Source organism: Vibrio sp. 1069, assembly GCF_033340555.1.
Map to the genome: position 1 here is coordinate 1 of NZ_JAWOWP010001045.1, position 501 is coordinate 501.

Sequence of the window (501 nt, forward strand, 5' to 3'; positions counted from 1 at the left end):
AGACCGCTTAGGTTTGAGCGTGATAGAACGGCTAGAAGCAACCGTTGTCCCGCTTATTCTGCAAGGCAAGCGCATTTCGGTGACAGGCCACTCTTCTGGTGGTGCAATTGGTAGCGTGTTTGCGGATTACATAGAAAAGAAGTATCCGAAAAGCATCAAGCGCGTTGTGACTTTCGGGCAGCCTGCCATTGGTGACTGGACGTTCAAACGTCGCTATCGTCTGGCGCACAAAACCTACCGAATTTGTTGTGATATCGATATTGTGACGTTCATGCCTCCGGTGCCTTTTCTTTACTGGCACGTCGGAAAAATGCTGTGGCTGTACAATGGCAGAATTTATGAGAACACGCCGACACTCATTCGCCTCGGGCGTTCACTGTTTAGTTGGCTGATTCGTCCGTTTTCTTACCATTTAATGAGTAAGTACATCCGAAACAAAGACTTTTTCGATGAACGTTGACTGAAAAACCAAACGATAGACATAAAAAAGCCGGACTGATC

The 501-nt window shown here is 46.9% G+C and carries 1 protein-coding gene; it reads left to right on the forward strand.

Features of this window, described 5'->3' with window-relative positions; translation table 11 throughout:
* On the forward strand, positions 1-460 hold a 460-nt coding region (locus tag R7040_RS30510), incomplete at its 5' end, for a lipase family protein (protein WP_411978245.1).
* Between the last annotated feature and the right edge of the window lie 41 nt (positions 461-501).